Source organism: Pseudoflavonifractor sp. An44 (assembly GCF_002161675.1).
Taxonomy (GTDB): Bacteria; Bacillota; Clostridia; order Oscillospirales; family Oscillospiraceae; genus Enterenecus; species Enterenecus faecium.
On record NZ_NFIH01000024.1, the window covers coordinates 17,243 to 40,825 of the forward strand.

General features: G+C 60.3%; 18 protein-coding genes and 1 other annotated feature. Of the genes, 8 read left to right on the forward strand and 10 right to left on the reverse strand.

The annotated features are described in order from the left end of the window. Nucleotides 1-8: 8 nt before the first annotated feature. From B5F98_RS10430 to B5F98_RS10450, 5 genes are all read left to right on the forward strand, one after another. On the forward strand, nucleotides 9-737 hold the full coding sequence (locus tag B5F98_RS10430; RefSeq protein ID WP_087372298.1) for a hypothetical protein: 729 nt from the start codon (nucleotides 9-11) through the stop codon (nucleotides 735-737). Then, complete coding sequence (gene prmA, locus B5F98_RS10435) at nucleotides 734-1,675, forward strand: 50S ribosomal protein L11 methyltransferase (protein WP_087372301.1); 942 nt, start codon at nucleotides 734-736, stop codon at nucleotides 1,673-1,675. The genes B5F98_RS10430 and prmA overlap by 4 nt, the downstream gene beginning before the upstream one ends. Before the next feature lie 356 nt (nucleotides 1,676-2,031). Further along, nucleotides 2,032-2,274 (forward strand) — a binding site (T-box leader). Between the two features lie 260 nt (nucleotides 2,275-2,534). Beyond that, entirely contained in the window at nucleotides 2,535-5,342 is a 2,808-nt protein-coding gene (gene ileS, locus B5F98_RS10440; RefSeq protein WP_087372304.1) for an isoleucine--tRNA ligase, read from the forward strand. Between the two features lie 163 nt (nucleotides 5,343-5,505). Continuing rightward, complete coding sequence (locus B5F98_RS10445; RefSeq protein WP_087372307.1) at nucleotides 5,506-6,483, forward strand: hypothetical protein; 978 nt, start codon at nucleotides 5,506-5,508, stop codon at nucleotides 6,481-6,483. 94 nt (nucleotides 6,484-6,577) lie between these two features. Next, nucleotides 6,578-7,939, forward strand: coding sequence for a hypothetical protein (locus B5F98_RS10450; RefSeq protein ID WP_087372309.1), 1,362 nt, complete (start codon nucleotides 6,578-6,580; stop codon nucleotides 7,937-7,939). A 52-nt stretch (nucleotides 7,940-7,991) separates the two neighbouring features. Here B5F98_RS10450 and B5F98_RS10455 read toward each other — a convergent pair whose 3' ends face one another. After that, nucleotides 7,992-8,543: a TetR/AcrR family transcriptional regulator gene (locus tag B5F98_RS10455; RefSeq protein WP_087233240.1), complete on the reverse strand. Its 552-nt coding sequence runs from the start codon at nucleotides 8,541-8,543 to the stop codon at nucleotides 7,992-7,994. A 200-nt stretch (nucleotides 8,544-8,743) separates the two neighbouring features. Between B5F98_RS10455 and B5F98_RS10460 the strand changes: the two genes are divergently transcribed. After that, entirely contained in the window at nucleotides 8,744-11,026 is a 2,283-nt protein-coding gene (locus tag B5F98_RS10460) for a YhgE/Pip domain-containing protein (RefSeq protein ID WP_158099836.1), read from the forward strand. A 718-nt stretch (nucleotides 11,027-11,744) separates the two neighbouring features. On the opposite strand, the gene gap is transcribed toward B5F98_RS10460, so the two are convergent. Continuing rightward, on the reverse strand, nucleotides 11,745-12,755 hold the full coding sequence (gene gap / locus B5F98_RS10465) for a type I glyceraldehyde-3-phosphate dehydrogenase (RefSeq protein ID WP_087233254.1): 1,011 nt from the start codon (nucleotides 12,753-12,755) through the stop codon (nucleotides 11,745-11,747). A gap of 377 nt (nucleotides 12,756-13,132) precedes the next feature. On the opposite strand from gap, the gene B5F98_RS10470 reads away from it, so the two are divergent. Both B5F98_RS10470 and B5F98_RS10475 read left to right on the forward strand, forming a co-directional pair. Then, on the forward strand, nucleotides 13,133-13,768 hold the full coding sequence (locus tag B5F98_RS10470) for a hypothetical protein (protein ID WP_087372315.1): 636 nt from the start codon (nucleotides 13,133-13,135) through the stop codon (nucleotides 13,766-13,768). Nucleotides 13,769-13,877: 109 nt separating this feature from the next. Continuing rightward, on the forward strand, nucleotides 13,878-15,143 hold the full coding sequence (locus B5F98_RS10475; RefSeq protein ID WP_087372318.1) for a chloride channel protein: 1,266 nt from the start codon (nucleotides 13,878-13,880) through the stop codon (nucleotides 15,141-15,143). Nucleotides 15,144-15,181: 38 nt separating this feature from the next. Here B5F98_RS10475 and obgE read toward each other — a convergent pair whose 3' ends face one another. The 8 genes from obgE to B5F98_RS10515 all read right to left on the reverse strand — a co-directional run bounded on the left by obgE (nucleotide 15,182) and on the right by B5F98_RS10515 (nucleotide 22,948). Continuing rightward, complete coding sequence (gene obgE / locus B5F98_RS10480; RefSeq protein WP_087233263.1) at nucleotides 15,182-16,465, reverse strand: GTPase ObgE; 1,284 nt, start codon at nucleotides 16,463-16,465, stop codon at nucleotides 15,182-15,184. 334 nt (nucleotides 16,466-16,799) lie between these two features. Further along, a complete protein-coding gene (gene rpmA / locus B5F98_RS10485; protein ID WP_087233266.1) occupies nucleotides 16,800-17,084 on the reverse strand; it encodes a 50S ribosomal protein L27 in 285 nt (94 codons plus the stop codon). A 38-nt stretch (nucleotides 17,085-17,122) separates the two neighbouring features. Beyond that, complete coding sequence (locus tag B5F98_RS10490) at nucleotides 17,123-17,467, reverse strand: ribosomal-processing cysteine protease Prp (protein ID WP_087233269.1); 345 nt, start codon at nucleotides 17,465-17,467, stop codon at nucleotides 17,123-17,125. A gap of 15 nt (nucleotides 17,468-17,482) precedes the next feature. After that, nucleotides 17,483-17,794, reverse strand: a complete 312-nt coding sequence (rplU, locus tag B5F98_RS10495; RefSeq protein ID WP_087233272.1) for a 50S ribosomal protein L21 — start codon at nucleotides 17,792-17,794, stop codon at nucleotides 17,483-17,485. Nucleotides 17,795-17,973: 179 nt separating this feature from the next. Beyond that, nucleotides 17,974-19,908: a leucine-rich repeat domain-containing protein gene (locus B5F98_RS10500; protein ID WP_158099837.1), complete on the reverse strand. Its 1,935-nt coding sequence runs from the start codon at nucleotides 19,906-19,908 to the stop codon at nucleotides 17,974-17,976. Nucleotides 19,909-20,034: 126 nt separating this feature from the next. Then, a complete protein-coding gene (gene hemZ, locus B5F98_RS10505) occupies nucleotides 20,035-21,519 on the reverse strand; it encodes a coproporphyrinogen dehydrogenase HemZ (RefSeq protein WP_087372324.1) in 1,485 nt (494 codons plus the stop codon). After that, nucleotides 21,516-22,151, reverse strand: a complete 636-nt coding sequence (locus B5F98_RS10510; RefSeq protein ID WP_087233278.1) for an MBL fold metallo-hydrolase — start codon at nucleotides 22,149-22,151, stop codon at nucleotides 21,516-21,518. The genes hemZ and B5F98_RS10510 overlap by 4 nt, the downstream gene beginning before the upstream one ends. A 110-nt stretch (nucleotides 22,152-22,261) precedes the next feature. Continuing rightward, nucleotides 22,262-22,948: an anaerobic ribonucleoside-triphosphate reductase activating protein gene (locus B5F98_RS10515; RefSeq protein WP_087372327.1), complete on the reverse strand. Its 687-nt coding sequence runs from the start codon at nucleotides 22,946-22,948 to the stop codon at nucleotides 22,262-22,264. Nucleotides 22,949-23,583: the final 635 nt, after the last annotated feature.

The window sequence follows — 23,583 nt, forward strand, 5'->3', positions numbered from 1 at the left end:
TGAGAGACATGAAACTGCAATTTGTGCATCTGTGTCCCCAGCGCATGAGCCTGTATGGGGAGTACGCCAACCTGGTGGTGCTCCAGCGCATGGCGGAGGCTCTGGGCCACGAGGTGGAGGTGGTGGCCGGGGAGAACCCCGACCTCTCCAACGCCCACCTCATCTATATGGGCTGCGGCACCGAGCAGGCCCAGAAGTTTGCTCTGGAAGGGCTGCGCCCCCAGGTGGAGGACCTGAAAGGGGCCCTGAACCGGGGGGCGGTGGTGCTGTTCACCGGAAACGCCATGGAAATCCTGGGCCAGTCCATCACGGACACCCAGGGCAAGGTGTGGCAGGGGTTGGGTCTGGCAGACTTCACCACCATTGAGACCCGCCAGCGCACCCCCCACGATGTGATTGCCAACACCCCGCCGGGACATTCTCCGGTGGTGGGCTTTCTAAACAAGTGCTCTCTCACCGCCGGGGTGTCCACCCCCCTCTTTGAGAGCCTGGAGATGGGCTTCGGCAACGACTGCCAGCGGGGCCCCGAGGGGTACATCCGGGGCAATCTGATGGCCACCCATCTCACCGGCCCGGTGCTGGTAAAGAATCCCGCCCTGGCCCACGAGGTGCTGCGGCGGGTGCTGACCTGTGCCGGGGCAGAAGTGCCCCAGACCCTGCCGGTGCTCCCCCACCAGCAGGAGGCCTATGACGTGACTTTGCGGGAACTACGCAGCAAAGGAGAGAACGCAGGATGAGCGAGCGCTGGTTGGAAGTGACCCTCCCCGTCCCCGCCCAAGACATGGACCGGGTGTGCGACACCCTCACCAATAACGGCATGACCGGGCTGGTGGTGGAGGAAGAGGGAGAATTCCTCAAGTTTTTGGAGCAAAACCGCCAATACTGGGACTATGTAGACGAGGATTTGGCCCGCCACATGAAGGGGGCCAGCCGGGTAAAGTTCTATGTCCCTGACAATGAAGAGGGCGAGGCCCAGATGAGAGCCGCCCTCCGGGGCCTGGAGCAGTACGAGCCCCAGACCGTCTCCCTGCGGGAGGAGGACTGGGCCACCTCCTGGCAGAAGTACTATCAGCCCATCCCGGTGGGTGAGCGGGTGTACATCGTCCCCGAGTGGATGAAGGGCCAGCCCATCCCCGACGGCCGGGTGCCCCTGTACCTGAATCCCGGCCTCACCTTCGGAACCGGCTCCCACCCCACCACCCAGCTGTGCCTGGAACTGATGGAGCAGCACATCCACGGCGGTGAGAAGCTGCTGGATTTGGGCTGCGGCTCCGGCATTCTGGCCATTGCTGCCCTGGGACTGGGGGCAGAGCACGCCGTGGGGGTGGACATTGACCCCAAGGCGGTGGATGTGGCCTATGAAAACGCCGCCATGAACGGCATCGGCAAGGACCGCCTCACCGTGCTGGCGGGGAATGTCCTGGCCGACCAGAAGTTTGGCGACCAGCTGCGCCCGGGGCAAAACCAGGTGGTGCTGGCCAACATCGTGGCGGACGTCATCATCCCCCTGTCCGCCGTGGCACACCGCTTCCTCACCCCCGACGGGGTGTTCCTGTGCTCGGGCATCATTGACTCCCGGGCGGAGGAAGTGGCCCAGGCCCTGGAGCAAAACGGCTGGCGGATTACCCGCAAGCTGGAGCGCAAAGGCTGGTTTGCCTACGAGGCCAGAAGATAAGAAAAAAGCGGAGAACTTGCCGAAAGAGGTTGCAAGTGCTCCGCTTTTTCCACGTTTGTTGTGTGTGTTGTTGCCCTGTTTTTGGACAATAAAAAGAAGTAACCGCCTAGCTCCCCAGCCCGCGGTTACTTCCAAGTAAACCCAGAGGGGGACAGCCGTCACCGGTGGCACCCCTTTTCTATCTTCGAGTATACCCCGGAAATGGTGTCCTGTCAAGGCGGAATGGAATCATTCTTGGAAATGAAATTTCCCCTCTAGAAAGTGGCCGTATTCCTGGTAGAGACGCTGTGCAAACTTAAAATTTCTGGTCACAAAAACAGTTGACAAACCCCCGCCAACTGGATAAGATATAGAGGTTAAATGCGTGGAACAGGACGAGTACCCAACTGTCCCCCACCAGAGAGCCGCTCACTTGGGTGGAAGAGCGGCAGGGCGGGCCTTGGGGAATATCACCTGGGAGCTGCAAACCCAACGGGCAAGTTTTGCCCCAGTAGGCTTTGCCGGGTTGGTCTCCGTTATTGGGACCCGTCGAGGGGTCTGTGCGTGGCACAGGCAACGAGAGTGGTACCGCAGAGGTTATTCACACCTTTGTCTCTCATTTCAGAGGGACAAAGGTGTTTTTTATTCGTTGAAAAAGGCAAAAGCCTTTTCCAACGGTGATTTACACCCTGCTGCGCGCAAAGTTCGTCCGCAAACATCGCGGCCGAATTCACACTTGCAGGGCGAGAAGTATTTTCTCCCGTGCGCATGTCCCGGGAGAAAATGATTTCAATTTTTTGCGCCTGAGAGGCGCAAACTCTGCGAGGCTTTTGACATCGTTTAAAATGAAATTCTATTATGACACAGGAGGAATCCCACCATGGATTACAACAAGACCGTACACCTCCCCCAGACCGACTTCCCCATGCGGGCGGGCCTTCCCAAGCGGGAGCCTGAGCTGCTCAACGGCAAGTGGGAGGTGGAGACCTATCACAAGCTGATGAAGAAGAACGAGGGCAAGCCCAAGTTTGTCCTCCACGACGGCCCTCCCTACGCCAACGGCCACATCCACATCGGCACCGCCCTGAACAAGATCCTCAAGGACATCATCATCCGCTACAAGAACATGACCGGCTTCCAGGCCCCCTATGTCCCCGGCTGGGACACCCACGGCCTGCCCATCGAGTCCGCCATTTTGAAGGACAAGAAGATCAAGCGGGACGAGCTCACCGACTCCGAGTTCCGGGACAAGTGCCGGGACTTCGCCCTGAACTTCGTGGACATCCAGCGCAGCGAGTTCCAGCGTTTGGGCGTCATCGGCGACTGGGAGAACCCCTACCTCACCCTTAGCCCTGTGTTTGAGGCCAAGCAGGTGGAGATTTTCGGCAAGATGGCCGAGAAGGGCTACATCTACAAGGGCATGAAGCCCGTGTACTGGTGCCCCCACGACCAGACCGCTCTGGCTGAGGCCGAGATCGAGTACGCCGACGACCCCTGCACCACCATCTTCGTGAAGTTCCCCGTGAAGGACGACCAGGGCAAGCTTTCTGGCGTCACCGACCTGTCCAAGACCTACTTCGTCATCTGGACCACCACCCCCTGGACCATCCCCGGCAACTACGCCATTTCCGTCAACCCCGACTTCGACTATGTGCTGCTGAGTGCTCCCAACGGCGAGGTGTATATCCTGGCGGAAGGCCTGGTGGAGTCCGTGTGCAAGGCCGCTGGCCTGGATCAGGATTCCTGCACCGTGCTGGCCACCTTCAAGGGCAGCGACTTCGAGCTGATGCGTGCCAAGCACCCCCTGTTCGACCGGGAGAGCGTCATCCTCTGCGGCGACCACGTGACCCTGGACGCCGGTACCGGCTGCGTCCACACCGCCCCCGGCTTCGGTGCGGACGACTTTAACATCTGCAAGGCCTACGACGATGCGGGCAAGACCCACATCGGCACCCCCGTGCCTGTCAACGCCAAGGGCGTCATGACCGACGAGCGGTACAACGGCCAGTTCTACGCCAAGGGCAACGACCTGGTGGTGGCCGACCTGGAGGCCGAGGGCTTCCTGCTGGCCAAGGAGAACATCGTCCACTCCTACCCCCACTGCTGGCGCTGCAAGAACCCCATCATCTACCGTGCCACCGAGCAGTGGTTCTGCTCCGTGGACGCCATCAAGGATACCGCTGTGAAGAGCTGCGACAACATCTCCTGGCATCCCTCCTGGGGCAAGGACCGCATGACCTCCATGATCAGCGAGCGCAACGACTGGTGCATCTCCCGTCAGCGCAAGTGGGGCGTGCCCATCCCCATCTTCTACTGCGACCAGTGCGGGGCCGACCTTGTCACCCCCGAGACCATCCAGCGTGTCTCCCAGCTGTTCCGGGAGTACGGGTCGAATGTCTGGTTTGAGAAGACCGCCGACGAGCTGGTGGAGGGTCTGGGCCTGAAGTGCCCCCACTGCGGTGGCGTCCACTTCTCCAAGGAGTCCGACATCATGGACGTGTGGTTCGACTCCGGCTCCACCCACGCCGCCGTGCTGGACGAGCGTCCCGAGCTGACCTTCCCCGCCGACGTGTACCTGGAGGGCGGCGACCAGTACCGTGGTTGGTTCCAGTCCTCCATGCTCACCTCCATCGCCGCCAAGGGTGTGGCCCCCTACAAGCAGATCATCACCCACGGCTGGACCGTGGACGGCGAGGGCAAGGCCATGCACAAGTCCCTGGGCAATGCCGTGTCCCCCGACGAGGTCATCAAGGACTACGGCGCCGACATGCTGCGTCTGTGGGTGGCCTCCGCCGACTACACCCAGGACATGCGCATCTCCCCCGAGATTTTGAAGCAGCTCAGCCAGGCCTACCTGAAGATCCGCAACACCGCCCGCTACATGCTGGGCAACCTGGCCGGCTTCGACCCCAACGCCCCTGTGGCCGTGGCCGACATGATGGAGCTGGACCGCTGGGCCGTGCACCAGTTCAACAACCTGGTGGCCGCCTGCCGCGGGGCCTATGAGCGCTACGAGTTCCACGCCGCCTACCGCGCCATCTACAACTTCTGCGTGGTGGAGATGTCCAACTTCTACCTGGATATCATCAAGGACCGCCTGTACTGTGGCGATGAGGCGGGCCGCCGCTCCGCTCAGACCGCCCTGTATATCATCGTGGACGGTATGACCCGGCTGCTGGCCCCCATCCTGGCCTTCACCAGCCAGGAGATTTGGGCTGCCATGCCCCACGCCTCTACCGACGACACCGAGTGCGTGCTCTTTAACGACATCCCCGCCGTCAATCCCGCCTACGCCATGACCGAGGCCGAGGACGAGAAGTGGAACCGCATCATTGCCCTGCGGGACGACGTGAACAAGGCTCTGGAGATCGCGAGAAGCGAGCAGGGCATCAAGAAGAGCACCGACGCCGCTCTGTCCCTCACCTTCACCGCTGCCGCCTTCGAGCAGTTCCAGGCCATGAACCTCTCCGAGGCCGATCTGGCCACCCTGTGCATCGTCTCCCAGGTCACTGTGGCCCAGGGCGAAGGCCAGGGCTACCAGGGCGAGGAGTTCGAGGGCCTCACTGTGGCTGTCTCTCTGGCCGCTGGCGAGAAGTGCCCCCGCTGCTGGAACCACGACACCAGCATCGGCACCGATCACGGCCATGCCGAGCTGTGCGCTCGCTGCGCCGCTGTGCTGGGCGAGTAATCCATCGCAATACCAAACCCTCCGGGAAATTGTACAATTTCCCGGAGGGTTTTTCTCTCTCGTCCACCCTTGGCCCTAAGGGGTTCATTATGGTATGCTGAACATACAAGAGAAAGCCTGTAAACTGCGCTCAAACGGCTGCACCAATAAGGAGGGATATCTCATGAAAAAGGCAAGCATACGCAAATCTGCCCTTAAAATTGTGGCGGTGTTGGTGGTCCTGGTGGCGGTGGCCACCGCTGCGTTCTTCCGCTCCAAACCCATGCTGGACCCCGCCGATTCCCCCCGGATTTCCCTCATTACGGCCGACTACGAGAACGGCGGGGAGAGCTACCGCTCTACCATGGAGCAGACGGACATTTCCCAGAACTTGAACAACCAGCTGATTACCCTCTTTCAAGGAACCCAGATGCGAAATGTCCGTTTCCTGCGCCCCCAGTCCTTCCGCATGGAGCCGGGCTCTGTGTATCTCAACGTCTGGGTGGAGACGGACCGTACCTCCATGCTGGTGAATCTCTCCACCAATTCCGACTACAATTCTGCCCAGTTTGGGGACACCCATTATGCCATTGTGAATGGCCCCGACCTGTACCAAAAGGTGTATGATCGGCTGTCCCCCCTCCTGGTGGCCCACGGCTCCCCTTGGGGCTCCACAGAGCCGCCCACCCCCACGCCAGCTCCCACGCCCACCATGACCCCGCAACCAGAGGAGCCAGAGGGCCCGCCCTCCCAACTGCCGGAGCGGGTATGGTCCTTCACCGACCCGGACCAGGTCAGCCAGGAGCGGTTTTCCTACTCCCAGGCGGAGCAGGACGCCGCTGTGGCTGCGGTGAGAAATGAGCTGGAACAAGAGGCGGAGCAGGAATATACCATCTCCCTCACCATCGGGGAAATCACTCCATCTCCCTCTGAGACGGCGTGGCAGTGGAAACACTATTTCTGCCCGGAGTCGGAACTGTTTGCCGACTGGACGCAAGAGGATATGCTCACCCGATTTATGGTGGTATCTGCCCAGTATGATGTGGAGTATGACAACACCAAGACATTCATGAATTCGGGAAAGGTAACACAGAACTTTTTCCTCACCAAAGAGGACGGAGTCTGGAGCGTGTGGGATCGGCAATCCCCCGATGTAACCTAACGCCCATACAAGTGCATCAAGAAAAACATGTTGCCCCCAGAGAATCGTTCGAATCCAAATGCCTGTGAGCTGCACAAGTAAGGAGGGGTATGAAATGAAGCACACAGCAAACACGTGGAAAAAGCCACTGGGAATTGTGACGGTGTTGGTGGTCCTGGTAGCCGTGGCCGCCGCCGCGTTCTTCCGCTCCAAGCCCATGGTGGACCCCGCCGACACCCTCCAGGTGCGCTCCATCAGCGCCGACTATTGGAACGGCGGGGAGACCTATCACTGTGACATCTCCCAGGAGAATATTCCCCAGAAATTGAGCCGTGATCTGGTGTCTCTCTTTCAGGGGTTCACCATCCGAAACACCCTCTTTCCCCGCCAAAACACCTACACCGTGGAGCCGGACTCGGTGTACATCAGCATCCAGGTGGGGCTGGCTGAGGGGTCCATGCGGGTAAACCTGAGCACCAATTCCGCCTACACATCCGCCCAATTTGGGGACACCCATTACTCCATTGTGGACGGTCAGGACTTGTACCAGAAGGTATATGATCGGCTGTCCCCCCTCCTGGTGGCCCATGGCTCCCCTGGAGCCCCAGAGGGAGAGCCCAGTCCCACCCCAAGCCAGCTGCCCCAGACGGTGCCCTGGGAGGTACCTGAGCAGCCGTCGATGTCCTACGAGGAGTATTTTGAGCAGGAGCGGGAGTATGACTTTGAGGACCTGGATTCTGCGTGGTTTTACGACCAGTGCGACTTTGAGTATCGGGACGGCGCTCTGTATCTGGTGGACAGCCAAAAAACCGGGGAGGCGCTGTGGAAGGTCTGGGACACGGACAACTTGGAGGTCAAGGCGGTGGATCCGGCGTGGATCTACGGCATCGTAGACGGCAAAACCCTCATCCGTATGGACTACAAAGGGAACCACCAGGAGACCCTCTTTGTGGATGACAGCGGCCTCATTTCCACCATGAACCGGGGCATTTCCAACCCTCTGACTGTGGCGTATACCTATCGCTATGATGGAACGCCTGCGCCTGCCTGCATCCAGAACCCCCTGCCTCTGGCCGACCGCTCGGTGCTGTACTTCTGGGCTGGAGCGGAAGATGGGGACGGGGCGGCCCTGTACCGCCTGTATGTGCACGACGGACACACCGACGTGGTGTACCAGTATACCCAGAAGGAGCTGGAACAGTATCGCTTCCCCGACTGCCCGGAGCTGGAGGGCACCGGGCCCTACTACCGTATTTCTGTGCCGAACCCAGTGTCCAATGTGGAGGTGGGCTGGACTGTGGGGAACCCGGAGTTTTTCCACCGCTTTGACGCAGAGATGCAAAATGAGTATACAAAGGTGACCGATACAGAACTTTTATATGAGAAACCCATGGAATACGGCCTTCCCATGTTGTTTTCCTGCACGAAAAACATGTTGACGGGAGAATTCCAGCAAGTGGAACCCCGGTCCTACTAAAACCCATGAACCCCCAGGAGCTCGCCATTTGGCGGGCTCCTGGGGGTCTTTTTTATCGGTGGGTCACCCCGGCGATGAGGTCGTCGGTGCGCCGGGCCATGTCCTGGGGGGACTCGGGGCAGCCCCGGGACAGCCAGTCCTTGATGAGGCCCATACCCCCCGCCACGCAGAAGGTGTAGCGATAGGCCACATCCGGCTGGGTGCGCTGCAAGGGGGTGAGAATGTACTGGGAGAGCATCTCCTCAATGTGGTGGAGAAAGCCAATGTCCCCCCGGGGGCCCAGCAGGGCGGCGCAGATGTCCCGGTTGGCAAAGAGAATGGAGAACACATCCTCCAAAAAGGCCAGGGTGTCCCCCTCAAACCGCCCGGTCAGCGTCTGCTCCATGGCGTGGCGAATCTGCTCATACAGCTCCTGCTCCACACACTCCAGCATGTGGGGAATGTCCCGGTAGTGGAGATAGAAGGTGGAGCGGTTGATGTCCACCAAATCCACCAGTTCGGTGACCGTCACCTCGTTGACGCTCTTCTCCCCCATCAGCTGGGCCAACCCCTGGCGCAGCTGGGCCCGGGTGCGCCGCACCCGTCGGTCTGGTTTCCGCTCCATCCCAAGCCCCTCCTGTCTTGTAAATCTTTTTTGAACAATGGACATTCTGTCGTCACTCTGTCTATTAATCCACAGAACGCCGACCAATTGTCGGTTGTGTTGTCTCATCCCCTCCAGTATAATGCCTCTTGTAAAAAATCACAATACCGAGATGTATAGTAGACACTATGTCTACAAAACCTGGAAGGAAGGGTTTGACGTTGAAACGACAAGAATGGAAGCGTTTGCTGCACAATCCGCTGCTGTTGGTGGTGATGGTGGCCATTATCGCCATTCCCACCATCTACACCACCCTGTTTTTGGGCTCCATGTGGGACCCCTACGGGAATGTGGAGCATTTGCCGGTGGCGGTGGTAAATCTGGACCAGCCGGTGACGGTGGAGGGGGAGACCTATGACATTGGGCAGTCCCTGGTGGACAACCTGAAGGAGGACGCCTCCCTGGACTTCCACTTCATGGGCCAGGAGGAGGCCCAGGAGGGGCTGGTGGACGGCACCTACTACATGGTCATCACCATCCCGGAGGACTTCTCCCAGCGGGCCGCCTCCATCACCGAGGCCCACCCCCAGACCATGGAGCTGAAGTACGAGACCAACCCCGGCACCAACTACATCGCCTCCAAGCTCAGTGAGAGCGCCATGAAGGAGATGGAGCTGGGGGTGCGGGAGGAAGTGACCCGTACCTACGCCACCACCATGCTGGAGCAGATTGGCGTGGTGGGAGACGGCATGACCCAGGCCGCTGACGGCAGCGGGGAGCTGAAAGACGGGGCAAACACCCTCACCCAGGGAGCCCAGTCCCTCACCGACTATCTGGCGCAGCTGGCAGGGAGCTCCCTCACCTTCGTGGACGGCTCCCAGCGGCTGAGCCAGGGCCTGGGCGAGTATCTGGCGGGGGTAACCCAGGTGGCAGAGGGCAGCGGAGCCCTCAACGACGGCGCCAAGCAGCTGGAGGACGGGCTGGGCCAGCTCCAGCAGGCCACCCAGCCCCTGACCCAAGGGGTGGAGCAGCTGCAAGCAGGAGCCCAGAATTTGGCCCAGGGAGCCGGTCAGGCAGCGTCCAGCAGCGGCACCCTATCCCAGGGCGCCGCCCAGGTGGATGAGAGCCTGGGGGCCCTCCTGGCGGGCCTCCAGACCCTGCAAAGCCAGACCGCCGCTCTGCCCCAGAACGCCCAGGCCCTGGCCCAAGGAGCCAAGCAGTTGGAGCAGGGCCTACAAGGGCTGTCTCTGGCCATCCAGAGCGGCCAGGTGAGCACGCAGCAGCTGCAAGCCCTGGTGGGCCAGCTGCAACAGGGGGCGGACCAGCTGTCCCAGGGGCTGGGCCAGCTCAACCAGCAGGCCCCTGCCCTCACCCAGGGCATTGCTCAGGCCGCCCAGGGGGCCGGACAGCTGAAAAACCAGGGCACCGCTCCCCTGCGCTCCGGCGCTGCCCAGCTGCAACAGGGCCTCGACACTCTGGCCCAGGGCAGTGAGACGCTGTCCCAGGGCGTGACCCAGATGCAGGGCCAGCTTCCCGCCCTCACCCAGGGGGTGGACAAGCTGTATCAGGGCGCCGCCCAGCTCCACCAGGGCACCCAGAGTCTGGTGGACGGCGCTGGCCAGCTCATGGACAACAAGGCCCAGCTGACGGAGGGTATGGACGCCCTCACCCAGGGCTCGGTGCAGATTCAGGACGCCGCCGGGCAGCTGCACCAGGGGGCTCAGACCCTCACCGACGGGGCAAAGGCCCTGGAGGACGGAGCGGCCACCCTCCAGGACAAGCTGGCCGAGGGCGCTCAGGAGATTGCCGACACCAACACGGGAGACGAGGTGGCGGACATGATGGCCGCCCCGGTGGACACCCAGGAGAGCCAGCTCACCCAGGTGCCCAACAACGGCCACGGCATGGCCCCCTACATGATGTCGGTGGCCCTGTGGGTGGGCTGCATCGCCTTTAGCCTGATGTATCCCCTGACCCAGTACAGCGGCGAGCTGAAAAGCGGCTTTGCCTGGTGGCGGAGCAAGGCCTCGGTGCTGTACACCGTGGCCATTGCGGAGGCCCTGGTGATGCTGGGCAGCCTCCACCTGTTCAACGGGTTCCAGCCCGTGGACTGGGGCCGCACGGTGCTGGTGGCCCTGGTGGCCGCCCTCACCTTCATGTCGGTGATGTACTTCTTCACCTGCCTGATGGGCAAGGTGGGCAGCTTCTTAATGCTTATCTTCATGGTACTCCAGCTGGCGGGCTCGGTGGGCACCTATCCCCTGGAACTGTCCGGCTCCTTCGTCCCCGCCCTCAACGGCTGGGTGCCCTTCACCTACACCGTGCGGGCCTTCCGCAGCGCCATTGCCGGAGGCCAGGACATCACGGGATGCCTGGTGTATCTGGGGGTGTGGTTTGTGGTGTTCACCGCCCTGACGCTGGTGGTGTTCCACGTGCGCACCCGCCGCATCCGCCGGGGGCAGCCCACCCTCATGGTGTGGCTGGAAGAGCACAGTCTGGCATAATTGAACCGATAAAAAGCCCCGGGATGGCAATCCCGGGGCTTTTGGGCGTATTCTGACTTCCTAATCATCTGCGGTGTAGGCTTGGCAGCCTGGTTTTACGCTCCGCTGGGCCCGATTTCTCCCCGATGAGAAATCGGGGAAAGAATCGCCAAAGGCGGGGCCTTCCCCCGCCTTGTGGAATCCACCCCGCGGTACGAATGCACCTGCGTCCTCCTGGTTTCGGCCCTGGTCCTGGATGGGTCACATAGATGGCGTAGAAATTCTACGGAAAATGCCTGCTTCTCTGTGTGGTCGGCCTTCTATTGCCTGGGCTTTACCCTGGTGTGCAACTGTTCCCAGTTGCCGGGGGCCTGGCTCCCGGCGGCGGGAATGCCGCTTCTCCAGGGTAGGCCCGGACATGGAAACCGCCCAGCTGTAGGGGCAGCTGCCCAAGGCAGCCTGGTGTGGTGGCACGGCTAGGCGCCACAGCAAGGGTGACGGGCCGAATTTAGACTTGACGCAGGCACCGCCTCGTACCCAAAGGGAGGTCCTTAGGGGGGAACGCCCTAAGCGGGTTTTGGTTTCTTTTGACCGGGCAAAAGAAACCCCCAGCGGGGAGCGTCCCCACCAGGCTGGCAAGCCGGAACCAAGCCGGTGAGAAGGTCAATCTTCCCCCTTTTGGAACCAAAAAGCGCAAAAAAAGGGCTCTGCCGAAGCAGAGCCCTTTGAAATGGTTTTCTTACTTGTGGTCCACGGAGTACATGTGCTTGATGAGCTCCAGAACCTTGTTGGAGTAACCCATCTCGTTGTCGTACCAGGACACGACCTTCACGAAGGTGTCGGTCAGAGCGATACCAGCCTTGGCATCGAAGATGGAGGTGCGGGAATCGCCCAGGAAGTCGCTGGACACCACGTCCTCGTCGGTGTAGCCCAGAACGCCCTTCAGCTCGCCCTCGGAAGCCTTCTTCATGGCGTCGCAGATCTCAGCGTAGGTGGCGGGCTTCTCCAGGTTGACAGTCAGGTCGACCACGGACACGTCCAGGGTGGGAACACGCATGGACATACCGGTCAGCTTGCCGTTCAGAGCGGGGATGACCTTGCCCACGGCCTTAGCAGCGCCAGTGGAAGAGGGGATGATGTTGCCGGTAGCAGCACGGCCGCCGCGCCAATCCTTCAGAGAGGGACCGTCAACGGTCTTCTGGGTAGCGGTGACAGAGTGCACGGTGGTCATCAGGCCGTCCTTGATGCCGAAGTTGTCGTTCAGCACCTTGGCGATGGGGGCCAGGCAGTTGGTGGTGCAGGAAGCGTTGGACACGAAGGTCATGTCGGAGGTGTAAGCGTCCAGGTTGACGCCGCACACGAACATGGGGGTGTCGTCCTTGGAAGGAGCGGACATGATGACCTTCTTGGCGCCGGCGTCGATGTGAGCCTGAGCCTTCTCCTTGGTCAGGAACAGGCCGGTGGACTCCACAACGTACTCAGCCTCCAGCTTGCCCCAGGGAATGTCAGCGGGGTTACGCTCGGCGAAGACAGGGATCTCCTTGCCGTTGACAACGATGCCGGTCTCGGTGGCGGAAACCTCGCCCTCGAAGTGGCCGTGCATGGTGTCGTACTTCAGCATATAGGCCAGGTAATCAGCGGGACACAGATCGTTGATACCCACGATCTCGATCTCGGGATGATTGATGCTGGCGCGGAAAACCATTCGGCCGATACGGCCAAAACCGTTAATACCTACTTTAATGCTCATTGGTATCACTCCTTATAAAATTGGATGATCGCGTTTGCGCAAGGCTATTATACATCACATTCCAGCCAAATGGAAGGGGGTTGTGAAAAATTTTTCAAAGTTTCTTTGCCCCAGGCAGCACAGGAACCCTCTGGCTGCAAAAAGCCGGAAAAATCCTCCATATGGCAGAAACTCGGGCCAAAAAAGAGCGGTTGAACCGGCAGCAACCGCGAAAATCCGGGGCAAAACCGCCAAATTCTCCAGACAAATCACGTCAAATAATCCAAAAAATTTGTAACATCCTGGGCCCTGCTTGAAAGATATGCACACGCATGATATGATGGAACCAAAAAGCGCAGCTATGCGCCCAAGAGAGACGAGGAAAGGAGTGATGAACCATGAAACACAGATGGATGGCATTGCCTCTGGCCTTAGGACTGACTCTGACCCTGGCCCTGACTGCATGCAGCAGCAGCGACCCCAAGGAGAAATTGGTGGGCACCTGGTCTGGTCAGGTGGATGTGATGGAGCAGGTTGTGGAAAGAATGCGTCTGACCGCTCCTGAAATTGCCGATGAACTGGGCATGGAGAACTTCTATATCCCCCTGGAGATGGAGTTCCGGGACGACAACACCTATATCATGACGGTGGACCAGGAGAAGCTGGACGAGAGCATGGATGCGCTGATTCAGAAGTCGGTGGATACCATCATGGTATACATGGAGCAGATGCTCAAGGAGCAGGGCATCACCGACATGACGGTGGACGAGGTCCTGGCCCAGTCCGGCATGGACCGGGAGAGCTTCACCGACTTGATGGAACAGAGCATGGGCAATCTGAGCTCCTCCGTAGTCCAGCAGATTCAGACCGAGGGCCAGTACCGGCTGGAGGGGAATCGGATGTACACCTCCGATGACAAGGACACGGAGCCGGGCAGCGATGGGGCCACCCCCTACACTTTGGACGGCGACAAGTTAAATATGGATTTCAGCAACGTCAGTCTGGGTGAAGTGACCTTCACCCGTGGCGGCTGAACCCACATACCCCGGGCGGGGGGAGCGGTTTGCTCCCCCCGCCCTTGACAGTGTAGGGAGGGGGGAATATAATCGAAATCACCAATGTAACCGTAAAGGGCGGGAGGATATGAGCGAAAAAGCGAGGGATTTCTGGGGCCGGATCAGCCCCACGGCGGGGGCCTGGGTCCACTGGACCGTGTTGGCGGCCCTCACGGGTGTGGTATGCGGGGCGGCGGGGTCCGCCTTTTCTCATGCCATCACTCTGGTGACCGCATGGCGGGGGCAGCACCCCTGGCTGCTGTTGTGTATGCCCCTGGCAGGCCTGGCCATTGTGTGGCTGTACCAGGTCTGTGGCATGGAAAATGACAGCGGCACCAACCAGATCATCGCCAGCGTACGCTCCGGCCAGCGGCCACCCTTGCGCCTGGCCCCCCTCATCTTTATCGGCTCGGTGCTCACCCACCTCACCGGCGGCAGTGCGGGCCGGGAGGGAGCGGCCCTGCAAATTGGTGGCAGTCTGGCCTGCCAGGTGGGCCAGCGGGTGCACCTGGGGGAACGCCAGATGAATGTGGAGGTCATGTGCGGCATGAGCGGCCTGTTTGCCGCCCTGTTTGGCACCCCACTCACCGCCACGGTGTTTGCCATGGAGGTGGTGAGCGTGGGCATCGTCCACTACTCCGCCTTTTTCCCCTGTCTGCTCACCGCCCTGGTGTCCACGGGGGTCACCGTCCTGCTGGGGGTGGAAGGGGAGCACTACACCCTGGACGCCATTCCCACCCTGGGCGCGGCGTCTCTGGCCCAGATTGGGGTGCTGGGCGTGGGGTGCGCCCTGCTGGCCATGACCTTCTGCGTGGTGGTGCACCAGACCGGGCACTGGTACGCCCACACCTTCCGCAATCCCTATCTGAGGGCCGTGGTGGGCGGCGTGCTGGTGGTGACCATCAGCCTCCTGGAGGGCAGCGGCGACTACAACGGGGCAGGGGGCCACATCATCGCCCTGGCGGTGGATGAGGGCACCGTGCATGTGCCCTGGGCCTTTGCCTTGAAACTGCTGCTCACCGCCCTCACCCTGGGGGCGGGCTACCGGGGCGGCGAGATCGTACCCACCTTCTTTGTGGGGGCCACCTTCGGCTGTGCCGTGGCCCCGCTGCTGGGGGTAGACCCGGGCTTTGGGGCGGCGGTGTGTATGATCGCACTCTTTTGTGGCGTGGTGAACTGCCCCCTGGCCAGCATCTTTTTGAGTGTGGAGCTGTTCGGCAGTGAGGGGCTTCTGTTCTTCGCCCTGGCCTGTGCCCTCAGCTACCTGCTCAGCGGCAAGTTCTCGTTGTACTCCAGCCAGAAGATCGTCTATTCCAAGCTGGAACCCCGGTTTATTGACGAACATGCACACTAAAAAACACCCTGGAAGCCATCGCTTCCAGGGTGTTTTTCTCACTTCTGATACTCGAATTCCAGATTGTACAGGCACACCAGGTCGCCGTCGGTGACGCCCTTGGCCTCCATCTGGTCGAAGACGCCCGCTTCCCGCAGCCGCTTGTCGAACCAGTTGCGGCTCTCGTAGTCGGAGAAGTTGACGTTGGCCATAAGCTGGCGCAGCCAGGGCCCGTCCACCAGCCAGGTGCCGTCGTCGTCCCGGGTGATCTCCAGGGGGGCGGAGGTGTCCACCTCGGGGGGACGCTCCACAAAGGTGGGCTCGAACACCAGGATGGGGGGGAGGTGGGCCAGCTCGTCGGCGGCAGCGTACATCAGCTCTTTGGTGCCCTGGTGGGTGGCGGCGGACATCTCAAAGAGACGGCAGCCCTTGGCCTCCACGTGGGCCCGCAGCCGCTCCAGCAGCTCGGGGTCCTCCATCACGTCCACCTTGTTGGCAGCCACCAGCATTTTGCGGCTAGCCAGCTCGGGGGACCACTGCTCCAGCTCGGTGCAGATGGTGTCGAAGTCCTCCACCGGGTCCCGGCCCTCGCTGCCAGACACGTCCACCACGTGGATGAGCAGGCGGCAGCGGTCAATGTGGCGCAAAAAGTCGTGGCCCAGGCCAGCGCCCTCGGCGGCGCCCTCAATGATGCCAGGGATGTCGGCCAGCACGAAGGAGCGGCCCTCCTCCATGGGCACCACGCCCAGGTTGGGGAAGAGGGTGGTGAAGTGGTAGTTGGCGATCTTGGGCTGGGCTCGGGTGACCACGCTCAAGAGGGTGGACTTGCCCACGTTGGGGAAGCCCACCAAACCCACATCGGCCAGCAGCTTCAATTCCAAAATCACGTCCCGCTCCTGCCCGGGCAGGCCGGCCTTGGCAAACCGGGGCACCTGGCGGGTGGGGGTGGCAAAGTGCTGGTTGCCCCAGCCGCCCTTGCCGCCCTTGGCCAGCACAAAGGGCTTGTCATCGGACATGTCGCAGATGATTTCCTTGGTCTCGGCGTCCCGCACCACGGTGCCACGAGGCACCTTGATGACCAGGTCCGCCCCGTCCTTGCCGGTGCAGCGCTTGCCGCTGCCGTTCATGCCGGTTTCGGCCACATACTTGCGCTTATAGCGGAAGTCCATGAGGGTGGACATGTGGGGGTCCACGGTGAGGACGATGTTGCCGCCCCGTCCGCCGTCGCCGCCGTCGGGACCGCCAGCGGCCACGTATTTCTCCCGGTGGAAGGAGACGGCGCCGCCGCCGCCCGCCCCGGCCCGCACCAGGATTCGGGCGGTATCAATGAATTGATTGGCCATGGTAGGCACCTCCATTTCGAAAAAAGTGAATAACGAATAATGAATAATGAAGAAGTATGGTGTGCCTGCGGCACAGATTTCGATTGAGCGCCCAGGTCAAAAAGCCCTCGGCAGAGTTTCCCCGCCTCCAGGCGGGGAAATAAATTAAAATCACGTCTTTTCCCAGGACATGCGCATGGGAAAAGACACTTCTGGAGCCCGCCAGTGTGGAATTGGGTCGCCCTTTGACCCAATTATGCATGCAGCGGGCTGCAAGCTCCCACAAAATGCGTGCATTTTGTGGGATTACAAAAACGTCCCGGACAAGAGCTATGTCCGGGACGTTTTAACAGCATTACTGAGCGATCTCGTACACGGAGACCTTCTTGCGGTCCTTGCCCATGCGCTCGAACTTCACCTTGCCGTCCACCAGGGCGAACAGGGTGTCGTCGGAGCCCTTACCCACGTTGGTGCCGGGGTGGATGTGGCTGCCGCGCTGACGAACCAGAATGTTGCCGGCCAGAACGAACTGACCATCGGCACGCTTCACGCCCAGGCGCTTGGACTCGGAGTCACGGCCGTTCTTGGTGGAGCCGCCGCCCTTCTTGTGAGCGAAGAGCTGGATGTTGATCTTCAGCATAAGTCGTTACCGTCCTTTCTAAAGGCTGATTGAGGACCTCAGTCCTCGTCATCATCGTCCAGCAGAACGATGAGATTGTCGGGGTATTCCTGGCTCAGAGCCTGGAGATAGACCATCAAGCCAACCATCAAATTCTGGCTGGTGTGCTCATTTCCCTGGCTCAGGCCAGTAGGAAGCCGCAGAGACAGGTGGGCTTCCTCCTCCTTGACCTTTACCGGCGCTCCCAGACCCAGCACCTCATTCAAAGTGCACTCCAGAAGGCCCACGGTAGAGGAGATGGCGGCACAGACGATGTCGGACCCGGCATCGGCGTAGCCGCTGTGTCCATCCACCACAACGCCGTCCATACGGCCATTGCTTGCGTGGAATGTGACGGTGGTCATATGGCGCCTCCTAAATTAGGCGTTGACCTTGGTGATCTCCACCTTGGTGTAGGGCTGACGATGGCCCTGACGACGGCGGTAGTTCTTCTTGGGCTTGTACTTGAAGACCAGCACCTTCTTGCCCTTGCCGTTCTTCACCACGTTGGCGGTGACGGAGGCACCCTCCACAACGGGAGCGCCGAAGGTAGCGCTGTCGCCGTTCAGGACAGCCAGAACCTTGTCGAAGGTGATGGAGCTACCGGCCTCGGCATCCAGCTTCTCGATGTAGAGGACGTCGCCCTCGGTCACCTTGTACTGCTTGCCGCCGGTCTCGATGATTGCGTGCATACTTTGCACCTGCCTTTCCTTTATTACGGGCTCGCTGTCGGGGGAGGAAGCGTGTGCTTCACTTATGTCCCATTCAAAGCGGCTTTGACATTATATCAACGCCTGGGGGCGTTGTCAATGGTTTTCTGAAAAAAATCGGGACGCAGCGGCTACTGCGTCCCGATGGGATGATCAGAAAATTATCTGACATTTCGCTTCCAGGCGATCAGGGCAGGAAGCAGGACCGAACACATAGCCAGGGCCGAAATCCACAGCAGCACAGAGGAGGTATCTCCAGTCTGAGGGGGCTGACTGGGGGCAGGCGTGGCGGAGGGAGCAGGATTGGGGGTAGCAGAGGGAGCGGGAGAAGCGGTAGGCAGAGGCTCCGCAGCCAACTGATAGCCGCACACGGTGCACTTCTGGTACTTCTCTCCGGCCTGGGTATCCGTGACCCACTGGAACGTATGGGCAGCGGCATCTGCTTTTTCTCCACAGAGCTCACAGCTATGGAAATGACTGGTGTCATCCCACTGCCATGCCTGGCTGTAACTGTGGGACAGCTTGGCCACATCGGCCAGGGTCATAGTCTGGGTCACAGCCCAATCCTGGTCAAACGTAGCGGTATAGGTCGTCTCACCAGCCTGTGTGCACGTGGGCTCCTTGGTCTGCTGCTGGTCAATCACAGCGGTGGCCTGTTCCACATGGGCAGCATTGTCTTCGCACACCCGGGAGGCCGTGCAGGAACTGCCATCCTCCGCCCAGGTATAGGTGGTGGCAGACCAGGTGTGCTGATGATCGGCGTACACATTGATGAACAGCTTACACACCTTAAATTTCCCATTGGATGCGGGCAGCTGATAGTTCACATAGAAGCTCACATCTCCACTCACATGTTCCAGGGTAATCTCGTTTGTCGCCTCGTCATAAGAAATGGTGTAACCAGAGTCATCCGGCTGTCCAAGCACATGGGCAGGCAAAGCCTCTGCGAAGGAAATGGGCTCACCATTGGGCTGCACATAGGGATTTTCAATGGTAAGGGTGCCATTGCTGAGTTCTATGCGGTCAGAGGGATCTCCCACTTGGAATTGGGAGACAAAGGGGAAGCTTTCCGTTCCCTCTTCATGGCGGATGCTACCATTCCCCAACTGGGGCAACGCAGAAATAAAGCTGAAATCAGTGACATGGTTTCCACTAAAGCCCAACGTCTTCAGATCCTGAAACTTTTTCAGGCTGTCCATGTCGGTAATCTCGTTGCCGTAGAGACCAAGCGTGGTAAGGTTGGCGGACATAGTATCCACAAAGTCCACACTGGTCAGATCATTGACGTTCAGGACAAGAGTTTTCAGCTGAGACAGGGGCGCAAACATTACCTCAGCATCGGCATCCGTCACTCCACAATAAGGCATATATAGGGACTTCAGCGCTGTTAGGCTGGCAACTGCGTTTCGATAGTCCTCACGGTTTTCCTCTGTAATTTTCACCTTCTCCAGGTTTAAATCGGTCAGAGCGGTATATCCACACAGTGCAGAAATGCTGGAAATTGCAGGGCTGTCACCCAAATCCAGTTTGGTCAGCCCAGGGAAGGCTACATGATCCAAAGCAGAAATATCCGCCAAATTGGAGTTCAGAGACAAATCGAGTACGGACAGGGAAGGACAGGTATTGGAAGTCAAGCCTTGGAGAGAGGTCATATTCGGGTTTTCTCCCACAGACAAGGAAGTCAGATTGTGCTTCTCTCCCAAAAAGGTCAAATCTTCCACATTTTCATTTTCCGTTACCGTCAGAGACGTCAAATTCTCCAGCGCAGCAATATCCTCCAAACCGGTTATATCCCCGGATACTGCCAGCCGTTTCAGATTCACTGCAGCAGAAATGCCTTTGATGCTGCTGATCGACTCTTCCGTCCACCGAGTATCGATGGAGGTGAAACTGGCCATTTCTTCTTGGGTAATAGGTGTGTCACTGGGTCTGCTTTCGTCCAGCTCACTGTTCAGGTAGGCCAAAAAAGCAGGGTCAGAAATGTCCACTGTATCGTTGGCGGGAGCGGCTATGGCCTGGTTCCACGCTGTTACAGGAAACAGCGCAATGAGCAGAACCAAAGCAATGGTCAGAGCAAGGTACCTCTTTGTTTTCATAATCTTTCCCATAAAGCCCCTAAAAAGGAGTCTTATGGTCTCTCCTTTCCTCAAAGTGATGCGGTAAGGTTGTTACCACACATTATACTTCTACAGGAAAATGATGTCAAGACATTACAGGTAACCTCAACCATTCAAATGATGTTGAAACTCCGCCGCCTGGGCTTTATGCTGGCAAATCCGCTCCCAGCTTTCCAAATACTCCTTGGGGTACTTTGGGTTGGACAGGCGGTCAATTTTCCCCGTGGCGGGGTTGACCAGCTTGGTGATGCCCCCGGCCCCCAGGGAGAGCACCGACTGCAGCTCCTCCATCATGATGATGTTGTAGGCGCATACGGCACCAGGCTTGGCCCAGCCCACATTTTCAAAGGAGCCGGACATGTACTTTTGCCGATACAGGTAGTAGGGCACATATCCCGCTCCCCGCAGGGTGTTCTCGGCATAGGCCAGCATGTCCGCCACTTCCTGGGGCGTGCACAGCTTACCCTGCTCCTCCATGAGCTTGGCCCCCTTTTTCAGGGCCAGGGTGTGGACGGTGATGTTGGCGGGGTCCATGGCCACCACCTGCTCCAGGGTGCGGGCAAAGCCCTCCACCGTGTCCGTGGGCAGCCCTGCAATCAAATCCATATTCACCATGCCGCCGTAGGCCTCACGGGCCAAGTCCATGGCGTCCACGATCTGGGCGGCGGTGTGGGCCCGGCCCATCTCGATGAGCACCGAGTCCTCCATGGTCTGGGGGTTGATGGAGATGCGGTGGATGTGGTGGGCCTTCAGCACCTCCAACTTTTCCCGGGTAATGGTGTCCGGGCGGCCCGCCTCCACCGTGAACTCCACGCACCCCTCCAGGGGCAGGTGCTGCTCCATGTGGGTGAGCACCCGGTCCATCTGCGCGGCGGACAGGGTAGTGGGGGTGCCGCCTCCCATGTAGGCGGTCTTGACGGTGACGCCGTGGGCTCTGAGCTGCGCCCCGGCCTCCTCAATCTCCCGGCACAGGGCGTCCACGTAGGGCTCCACCAGGGCCAGCGCCCCCTTCACATCGGCGGAGATGAAGGAGCAGTAGGCGCACCGGGTGGGACAGAAGGGAATACCCACATACAAAGACAGCTGTTTGGGCTCCAGGCTGCGGATAACAGACAGGGCGGCGTGGGCACAGTCCATGGCCAGGTCCGCCCGGGAGGGGCTGACCCGGTAGAGTTCTGTCAGGGTGTCCCGGGCCTGCTGGGGGGTGTCGCCCGCCACCATCTGGCGGGTGGGCAGCTTCACCGGGCGCACCCCGGTAAGGGCCCCCCAGGGGGGCTCTTGGCCCAGGACAGCCACTCCGGCGTCGTAGAAGGCCAGGCGAATCACCCGCTGGCGCACCCGGTCGTCCTCCAGCCCGCCGGTGAGGTTGGTCTCCGGCTCACGGCGCTCAGCCTCATACACACCCCCGTCCCACCACAGCTTGGCATGGGCCACCACGGCATGCCCCCGGGTGAACAGTTCCACCTGGGCCATGGACTGGTCCCAGGTGGGTGGTGTGTCGGGATATTCGGGTTTTTGGCCGGGGAACAGGGTCATCATCATCTGCTCCACGGCGTACTGGTACTGGTGGCCCACCAAATACAGCTTCATCCCCGTCTCATGGCCTCCAGCATGCAGAAGTTGGTGGTGCGCTCCCGCTCCAGGGTCGAGGAGCCCTCATGGCCGGGGAACACCCGCCAGTCCCCGGGCAGCTGGGCCAGGCGCTTGAGAGAATGGAGCAGCTGAGTCTCGCTGCCACCCTCCAAATCGGTGCGGCCCATGGAGCCCTCAAAGAGGGTGTCTCCGGTGAACAGGGCGTCTTCCACCTGGAGCACCACGCCGCCGGGGGTGTGGCCGGGGGTATGGAGCACGTGGACGGTGAGGCCGCCTACGGGCACGGTGTCCCCCTCCTGGTAGGGCAGCACGTTCCCAAAGGAGCTGACGCTGGGGAAGGTGGTGCCGAACAGGGAAGTGGTGGTCTCGTTGGGGTTTACATCCGCCGGGTGGCAGTATACAGGCAGGTTGGGCCACTGAGAACGCAGGCCGGGAATGCCCAGGATGTGGTCAAAGTGGCTGTGGGTGAGGAGGATGGCCACGGGATTCAGGCCACGGCCCTGGATGAAAGCGGCCACCTGCTCCCCGTCGTCGCCGGGGTCCACCACGGCGCAGTCCAGGGTGTTCTCGTCCCAGAAGATATAACAGTTGGTTTGAATCATGCCCAGTTGCATGCGTTTGATTTCCATATTGTCACCTCGAACAGTTCCCCCGCCTGGGGCGGGAGAAGGTCATAAATTGTCGGTAACATCATACCTTGTTTGATACAAAATGTAAAGATGGAACCGTTCGACCCCCTTCAACGCACTTCGACGTTTGACACATAGGGGCGCATTTGGGCGGCAAAGCCCTCCATGGTCTCCCCATCCCAGGCGGAGAGCCCCGGGCGCAGCACCGTGTCCCGGTGGGTGAAGGTCTGGAGGTAATACCGCTTGGCCCCGGCAATCCAAGGCCCAATCTGGGCAAAGGACTGGGCATCGTGGAACTGGCGCACCACGGTGGTGCGAAATTCGTAGTCCACCCGGCCCTCCAGCAGCCAGGAAACGCTCTCCCGGATGGGGGAGAGGTCCAGCCCCGGCACGCCCACGGTCTCTGCGTACCGGGCGGGGCTATTTTTGATGTCCATGGCCACGTAGTCCACCAGGCCAGATTTCCACAATTCCACAAGCCGCTGTGGAAAACTCCCGTTGGTGTCCACCTTTACCAGATAGCCCAGGCCCTTGACCAGCTCCAGCAGCTGGGGCAGCTGGGGGTTCAACAGGGGCTCGCCGCCGCTGACGCACACCCCGTCCAGCAGCCCCTGCCGCCGGGTGAGGAAGTGGTGCAGCTCCTCCAGGGTCATGGCAGGGGAGGGGCGCTCCCCCTCCACCAGGGGGGCGTTGTGGCAGAAGGGGCAGCGGAAGTTGCAGCCTCCCAAAAACACCGTGCACCCCACCTTGTTGGGAAAGTCCAGGAGAGTGAGAGACTGAAAGCCGTCGATGGTCATGGCAATTCCCCCTTTTTTGTTCTTCCATTCATGGTAGACGGGCGGGGCCGGGTTGTCAAGGGTGACGCTCCCCGCTGGGGGTTCCTTTTGTGCGGGCAAAAGGAACCAAAACCCGCTTAGGGCGTTCCCCCCTAAGGACCTCCCTGGGGTACGAGGCTGTAAATATGTCAAGCCTATGTTCGGCCCGTTACCCTTGCTGTGGCTCCTGCCACTGCCACCACACCAGGCCACTATGGCAGCTGGCCCTATGGCTGGGCGGTTTCCACCTCCGGGCCTTCCCTGGAGAAGCGGCGTTCCCGCCGCCGTCAGCCAGGCCACCGATCGCTGGGAACAGCGGCTCACCAGGGTGAGGCCCTGGAAGTAGAAGTAGCATTTTTCAGAGAAGCAGGTGCATTCTGTAGAAAGACAGTCTATCTATGTGACCCCACCGGACCAGGGCCGAGAAGAGAAAGACGCATCAGGCAGCCCCGTACCGGCGGGGTGGATTCCACAAGGCGGGGGAAGGCCCCGCCTTTGGCGATTCTTTCCCCCATTTCTCATCGGGCGCATTGTCAAGTCAAGTGCAACACCTGGTGATAAAAGACTTCCGCAGGAGTTTTCCATCCCAGGCATTTGCGAGGTCGAGTATTGAGCTT